A 6,178-nucleotide genomic window follows, 5' to 3' on the forward strand; every position below is an offset into this window, starting at 1 on the left:
ATTATGTCTATCCATATTGCTGCTCAGCAGGGTGAAATTGCTGATAAAATTCTTCTTCCTGGGGATCCTCTTCGTGCTAAGTTTATTGCGGAGAATTTCCTTGAAGATGCTGTTTGTTTTAACGAAGTACGTAACATGTTTGGTTACACTGGTACTTACAAGGGCCACCGTGTATCAGTCATGGGAACTGGGATGGGGATGCCATCTATTTCGATTTATGCGCGTGAGTTAATTGTTGACTACGGTGTGAAAAAATTAATCCGTGTGGGAACTGCGGGTTCTTTGAATGAAGATGTCCACGTTCGTGAATTGGTTTTGGCTCAGGCAGCTGCAACCAACTCAAACATTGTCCGTAATGACTGGCCACAGTACGATTTCCCACAAATCGCTAGCTTTGATTTGCTGGACAAGGCCTACCATATCTCCAAAGGACTTGGTATGACAACCCACGTTGGGAACGTTTTGTCTTCTGATGTCTTTTACTCAAACTACTTTGAAAAGAACATCGAACTTGGTAAATGGGGAGTCAAGGCTGTGGAAATGGAAGCAGCAGCTCTTTACTATCTCGCTGCCCAATACCATGTTGATGCGCTAGCTATCATGACAATCTCTGATAGTTTGGTTAATCCAGATGAAGACACGACTGCAGAAGAACGCCAAAATACCTTCACCGATATGATGAAGGTTGGTTTGGAAACCTTGATTGCAGAATAATTATATCCAAAAAAGGAAGCCCTTCTTTATGAATTGGAGGACTTCCTTTTCTTATCTAGAAATTGGTCTATCTCTTTTTGTGATCTGAGGATGACCACTTTATATGGATAGTTTTTTTGAATCCACTTGTAGCGTTCCTTAGCGGATTTGCTCCGCCCATCCCAGAGAATCCATCTGATAAACTCCCAATTAAACTGTTCTTGACAACCTTCTGCCATACTTTCTCTGACTTTTCCCCGGTATTTAAGATAACGCTTAAAGGCTCTAAAGAGACAGGTCAATGGGGGAAAGTTGAGAAAGATGATTTGGTCAGCTTCCTGCATTCTTTCTTGGTAATAGCACCAAGAATAATTACCATCAATAACCCAAGCTTCATGCTTGGTGAGAAAATTTTTCATCTCATCCAACATCCATTCACGGTCACTGTCTTGCCAACCGGGTTGAAATTGAAGTGTGTCCATGTGAAGTTTTGGGATGGAGTAGTAGTGAGACAACTTTTCTGCTAGCGTTGACTTACCAGAACCAGAATATCCGATAATTGCGATTTTCATTTTCTACCTTTTCCTATTTGAGGATAAAAAAACAGCCTCTATGGACTGTTTCTTATTTAGCAAGTTTAGCTGAAAGACGAGCTTTATCGCGGCTTGCTTTGTTTTTGTGAATCAAACCTTTAGTTTCTGCTTTATCGATAGCTGAGCTAGCAGCACGGAAAAGTTCTTCAGATGGGTTTGCTTCGAAAGCTTTGATAGCAGTACGCATAGCTGATTTTTGAGCTGAGTTCTTTTCGTTTTGTTTAACGTTCAATTCAGCGCGTTTGATAGCTGATTTAATGTTTGCCAATGTTCTTACCTCCATATTTACTAACTATACCATTATATCTGAAAACTGACGTTTTGACAAGGGAAAATTACTTTTTTAAGTAAATTTCATCGATTTCATGGTTCTTTGTTTTATGAAGAATCACTTCTGCACGATTTCTAGTTGGTTCAATATAATTTTGTAGATTTGTGAGATTGATACTGGTCCAGACCTGATGGGCAAAGGATTCCACTTCCCCAATCGGCATTTGTGTAAAACGATAATAGTAGCTATCAGGGTCGTTTTGGGCTAGGCTCAGCATTTTTAAGAAACGGTCTAGATACCAACTCTCGATGTCATCAACTGCAGCATCAACATAGATGGAAAAGTCAAAGAAGTCAGTAATGTAGAGACGCTCGTTTTGTGGATTTTGAAAGACATTTATTCCCTCAACAATGACAAAATCAGCAGCTTTGACGCTTTGCTTTTCCTCGGGTACGATGTCGTAGACTTCATGAGAATAGACAGGAATATCTACATCTTGTCCATTTTTGATGTGATCCAGGAAGTTGAGAAGAGCTTCCATATCATAGCTTTCAGGAAATCCCTTGCGATTTAAAATCCCTTGTTCAATCAAGGTCTGGTTGGGATAGAGAAAGCCGTCAGTTGTTACCAATTCAACCGTAGCATCTGTAAGCGTACGGGACAGTAGGATTTGAAGTAGGCGACTGGTTGTGGATTTTCCAACGGCAACACTCCCAGAAACCCCAATGATAAAAGGTTGGGATTTGCTTTCACGTTGAAGAAAAATCCCTTTTGAAAAGGCCAAATCATCCTTGGTACGCTTGTAAATCTGGATGAGATGGGCTAGGGGAAGATAGACATCGGTAACATCCTGCAAGCTAATCTGGTCATTAAAACTCTTGATGGATTCTAATTCCTCTTCTGTCAAAGGAGGTGTTGTCTTTCGATGTAACGATTGCCAAGTCTGGCGGCTGATTTTTTCAAAATGTAAAAATTCGTTGGTCATTTGTTTTCCCCTAGATATTTTGTCTATCATACCATAAAAAGCTAAAAAAATAAAGCGGTTTCTTGAATGTGTTAAGTCAATAGTATATACTATAAGTAGATAGAGGATGAACAATTTATTGATGAAGTAGGAGCTACTTTCTCCTGATTTATAAGCTAATAAAGGGGGCTTTGAGGGTTACAACTTATAGGAGGTGTACTATGAGAATCTTAAAACGTTACATATTGGAACTTTGTTTTATTTTAAGTTTTGCACTACCTTTTATAAAAGGGGCGAATGCGGATAATGGTAGACGCTTTGTGGAAATCTATTACGGTTTTACTTTTTTGATGGAACATGCTATTGTAACAGCTATCTTTATCTGTTCGCTCTTGATTGCTTGCCTACTAAAAAAACGGTGGACGAAATGGCTTGCTGCTGGTAGTTATCTATTTTTGATTTTGTGGATTGCTACAGAAGGATATCTATTCCGTATGTCACTAGAAGATTTGATACGACTTTGGACAAGTTTGGAAATCTTGACACAAACTTATCAGTTGGGCTTTTATCTAAACATCCTGTTGGGAATTTTGTTGATAATAAAGTATTTGAAGGTTAAGCAATAGTCATAAAAATGAGCCTAATTACAGACAATAGACTATGAGATATCTGCTCCTACATGATTTGTCATTCGTTTCCAATAATTGAAAGAGATTGAAGAAAAGGTCTTCTTGGCTAGCTTTCTTCAGTCTTTTTCGTTTTATTATCAGTTTGTAAACGATTTACAATTTAAGTCAAATTATGGTAAAATAGTTTCATGAGTAAAATGTATTATGCAGAAAATCCTGACGCTGCTCACGACATTCATGAGTTAAGAGTGGACTTATTGGGAGAAAAAATGACCTTTTTGACAGATGCGGGTGTTTTTAGCAAGAAAATGATTGACTTTGGGAGTCAACTCTTGCTCAAGTGTCTTGAGGTCAACCAAGGAGAAACTGTCCTTGATGTAGGCTGTGGTTACGGACCTTTGGGCTTGTCTTTAGCTAAGGCTTATGGAGTTCAGGCTACCATGGTCGACATCAATAATCGTGCCTTGGATTTGGCACGACAAAATGCTGAACGAAATAAAGTAGAAGCGACGATTTTCCAGTCCAACATCTATGAACAAGTTGAAGGACATTTTGACCATGTCATTTCTAATCCCCCTATCCGTGCGGGTAAGCAGGTGGTTCATGAAATCATTGAGAAAAGTAAAGATTTTTTGGAAACTGGTGGGGATTTGACTATCGTTATCCAGAAAAAACAAGGGGCTCCAAGTGCCAAGTCCAAGATGGAAGATGTGTTTGGAAATTGTGAAGTCGTCAAAAAAGACAAGGGATACTATATCCTTAGAAGTGTGAAAGAATGAGAGCAGTTGATTTAATCCAAAAGAAACGAGATGGTCAAGAACTGACTTCGAGTGAAATTGAATGGCTAGTTGAAGGCTATGTGTCAGGAACTGTTCCTGATTATCAGATGTCTGCCTTTGCTATGGCTGTCTATTTCAAAGGAATGACGACTCGAGAAATATCTGATTTGACCATGAAAATGGTTCAGACAGGTCAAGAGTTTGATTTATCAGCTATTGATGGGGTTAAGGTTGACAAGCATTCTACTGGTGGTGTTGGTGATAAGGTGACCTTGATTTTAGCTCCTCTAGTGGCTAGCTTTGGAGTTCCAGTCGCGAAAATGAGTGGTCGTGGTCTCGGCCATACTGGTGGAACAATTGATAAATTGGAGTCCATTAAGGGCTATCAAGTAGAACGTAATCAAGAGGATTTCATTAATCAAGTTCAGGATATTGGTGTATCTGTCATTGGGCAATCAGACCAACTGGTTAAAGCAGACAAGCTTCTCTACGCCCTCCGTGATGTGACCGCAACTGTCGACACGATTCCTTTGATTGCGAGTTCGGTGATGAGCAAGAAAATTGCGGCAGGAGCGGATGCTATTTTGCTAGACGTGACTGTCGGTGAGGGTGCCTTCATGAAAACGGTTGATGAGGCGCGTGAGTTGGCTCAAACCATGGTGGAACTTGGTAAGGCAGTTGGTCGAAAGACGGTAGCAGTGATTACGGATATGAGTCAGCCCTTGGGACGAGCGATTGGAAATCGTCTAGAAATTCTTGAAGCATTGGAGATTTTACAAGGTCAAGGACGTCAGGATATTACCCACTTCATCTGCGAATTGGCTCAAATTATGCTTGGCCTGGCAAATGTTAACAAGACAGTTGAAGAAGTTCGCCAACATCTTGAGAATGGCAAGGCGCTGGCCAAGTTTGAGGAAATGGTCCAAGCCCAAGGTGGAGACTTGGAAGACCTCTATCGTCCTGTCAATGTAGCCCATGTGGTGGAAATCCCTGCTCAGGAAACGGGTGTCATTTCAGCTCTTCCAGCAATGGAATTTGGGCTTTATGCTATGAGACTGGGGGCAGGCCGTGCAGTTAAGTCTGATGCCTTGGACTATGAAACAGGAATTGTTTTTGAAAAGAAAGTTGGAGATTCCGTTCAAAAGGGAGAAATTGTTGCAAAAGTATACACAAATGGAAAAATTTCTCCTCAGCTAGTTACAGATTTTCAAAAATATGTTAAAATAAATGATAGGGTGCAAAGTTTACGAGAAATTATAGAAATTATCTCATAAACCGCAGGAGAATCCGAATATGAAATTAAATAAATATATCGATCATACGCTTTTAAAACAAGATGCAACAGAAAATCAAATTGATTGTTTGTTGTCTGAGGCTAGGGAGTATGATTTTGCCAGTGTTTGCGTCAATCCGACCTGGGTTGAACATGCTAAAAAAGGGCTTGAAGACTCAAATGTCAAGGTCTGTACAGTAGTAGGTTTCCCTTTGGGAGCAACAACTTCAGCTGTGAAAGCTTTTGAAACCAAAGAAGCTATTCAAAATGGTGCAGACGAGATTGATATGGTGATCAATGTTGGGGCTCTCAAAACAGGTAATCTTGATTTGGTTGAGTCAGATATTCGCGCAGTCGTGGAAGCAAGTGGTGACAAGTTAGTGAAAGTCATTATTGAAGCTTGCCTTCTGACAGACCAAGAAAAAGTTGTGGCTTGCCAATTGGCCCAAAAAGCTGGAGCTGACTTCGTAAAAACTTCAACTGGCTTTTCAACTGGTGGTGCTACGATAGCGGATGTTCAATTAATGCGTGAAACAGTTGGACCTGATATGGGTGTCAAGGCTGCTGGTGGAGCTCGTTCTTATGCAGATGCAGTCGCCTTTGTTGAAGCTGGAGCTACTCGTATCGGAACATCTTCTGGTGTAGCAATCTTAAAAGGAGAGTTAGCAGATGGCGACTACTGAGTTGATTGACTTAGCGATTGAGACTAGTAAAAACGCCTATGTACCCTATTCACATTTTCCGATTGGTGCTGTTTTGGTTGCCAAGGACGGTAGTGTTTATACAGGATGCAATATTGAAAATGCTAGCTACCCCTTGACCAACTGTGGTGAGAGAACAGCTATTTTTAAAGCTATCTCCGAAGGACAACGTGAGTTTTCAGAGTTGATTGTTTACGGTCAAACTGAGAAACCTATTTCTCCTTGTGGAGCTTGTCGCCAAGTTATGGTCGAATTTTTTGAACAAGATCTAAAGG

Annotated in this window: 9 protein-coding genes; 6 read left to right on the top strand and 3 right to left on the bottom strand. The window is 40.4% G+C overall.

The annotated features are described in order from the left end of the window. The first annotated feature begins 3 nt into the window (after window positions 1–3). Window positions 4–714, top strand: coding sequence for a purine-nucleoside phosphorylase (gene deoD, locus QZ359_RS08525; protein WP_293965793.1), 711 nt, complete (start codon window positions 4–6; stop codon window positions 712–714). 26 nt (window positions 715–740) lie between these two features. Here deoD and QZ359_RS08530 read toward each other — a convergent pair whose 3' ends face one another. From QZ359_RS08530 to coaA, 3 genes are all read right to left on the bottom strand, one after another. Further along, on the bottom strand, window positions 741–1,265 hold the full coding sequence (locus QZ359_RS08530; protein ID WP_261037817.1) for a DNA topology modulation protein: 525 nt from the start codon (window positions 1,263–1,265) through the stop codon (window positions 741–743). A 52-nt stretch (window positions 1,266–1,317) separates the two neighbouring features. Further along, window positions 1,318–1,554: a 30S ribosomal protein S20 gene (gene rpsT, locus QZ359_RS08535; protein WP_001274000.1), complete on the bottom strand. Its 237-nt coding sequence runs from the start codon at window positions 1,552–1,554 to the stop codon at window positions 1,318–1,320. Window positions 1,555–1,621: 67 nt separating this feature from the next. Further along, window positions 1,622–2,542 (bottom strand): type I pantothenate kinase, encoded by a 921-nt coding sequence (coaA, locus tag QZ359_RS08540; RefSeq protein ID WP_004258795.1) that lies wholly within the window; start codon window positions 2,540–2,542, stop codon window positions 1,622–1,624. Between the two features lie 200 nt (window positions 2,543–2,742). Here coaA and QZ359_RS08545 point away from each other — a divergent pair, with 200 nt between their 5' ends. The 5 genes from QZ359_RS08545 to QZ359_RS08565 form a co-directional block, all read left to right on the top strand. After that, window positions 2,743–3,147: a hypothetical protein gene (locus QZ359_RS08545; protein WP_293965780.1), complete on the top strand. Its 405-nt coding sequence runs from the start codon at window positions 2,743–2,745 to the stop codon at window positions 3,145–3,147. 191 nt (window positions 3,148–3,338) lie between these two features. After that, a complete protein-coding gene (locus QZ359_RS08550; RefSeq protein WP_293965782.1) occupies window positions 3,339–3,929 on the top strand; it encodes a class I SAM-dependent methyltransferase in 591 nt (196 codons plus the stop codon). Further along, window positions 3,926–5,203 (top strand): pyrimidine-nucleoside phosphorylase, encoded by a 1,278-nt coding sequence (locus QZ359_RS08555; protein WP_293965785.1) that lies wholly within the window; start codon window positions 3,926–3,928, stop codon window positions 5,201–5,203. The genes QZ359_RS08550 and QZ359_RS08555 overlap by 4 nt, the downstream gene beginning before the upstream one ends. 19 nt (window positions 5,204–5,222) lie before the next feature. Further along, window positions 5,223–5,885, top strand: coding sequence for a deoxyribose-phosphate aldolase (gene deoC, locus QZ359_RS08560; protein WP_293965787.1), 663 nt, complete (start codon window positions 5,223–5,225; stop codon window positions 5,883–5,885). Continuing rightward, on the top strand, window positions 5,872–6,178 hold a 307-nt coding region (locus tag QZ359_RS08565), incomplete at its 3' end, for a cytidine deaminase (protein ID WP_293965791.1). The genes deoC and QZ359_RS08565, both read left to right, overlap by 14 nt.

The sequence above is a fragment of the Streptococcus sp. genome, from assembly GCF_019414905.1.
In the GTDB taxonomy this organism is placed as follows: domain Bacteria; phylum Bacillota; class Bacilli; order Lactobacillales; family Streptococcaceae; genus Streptococcus.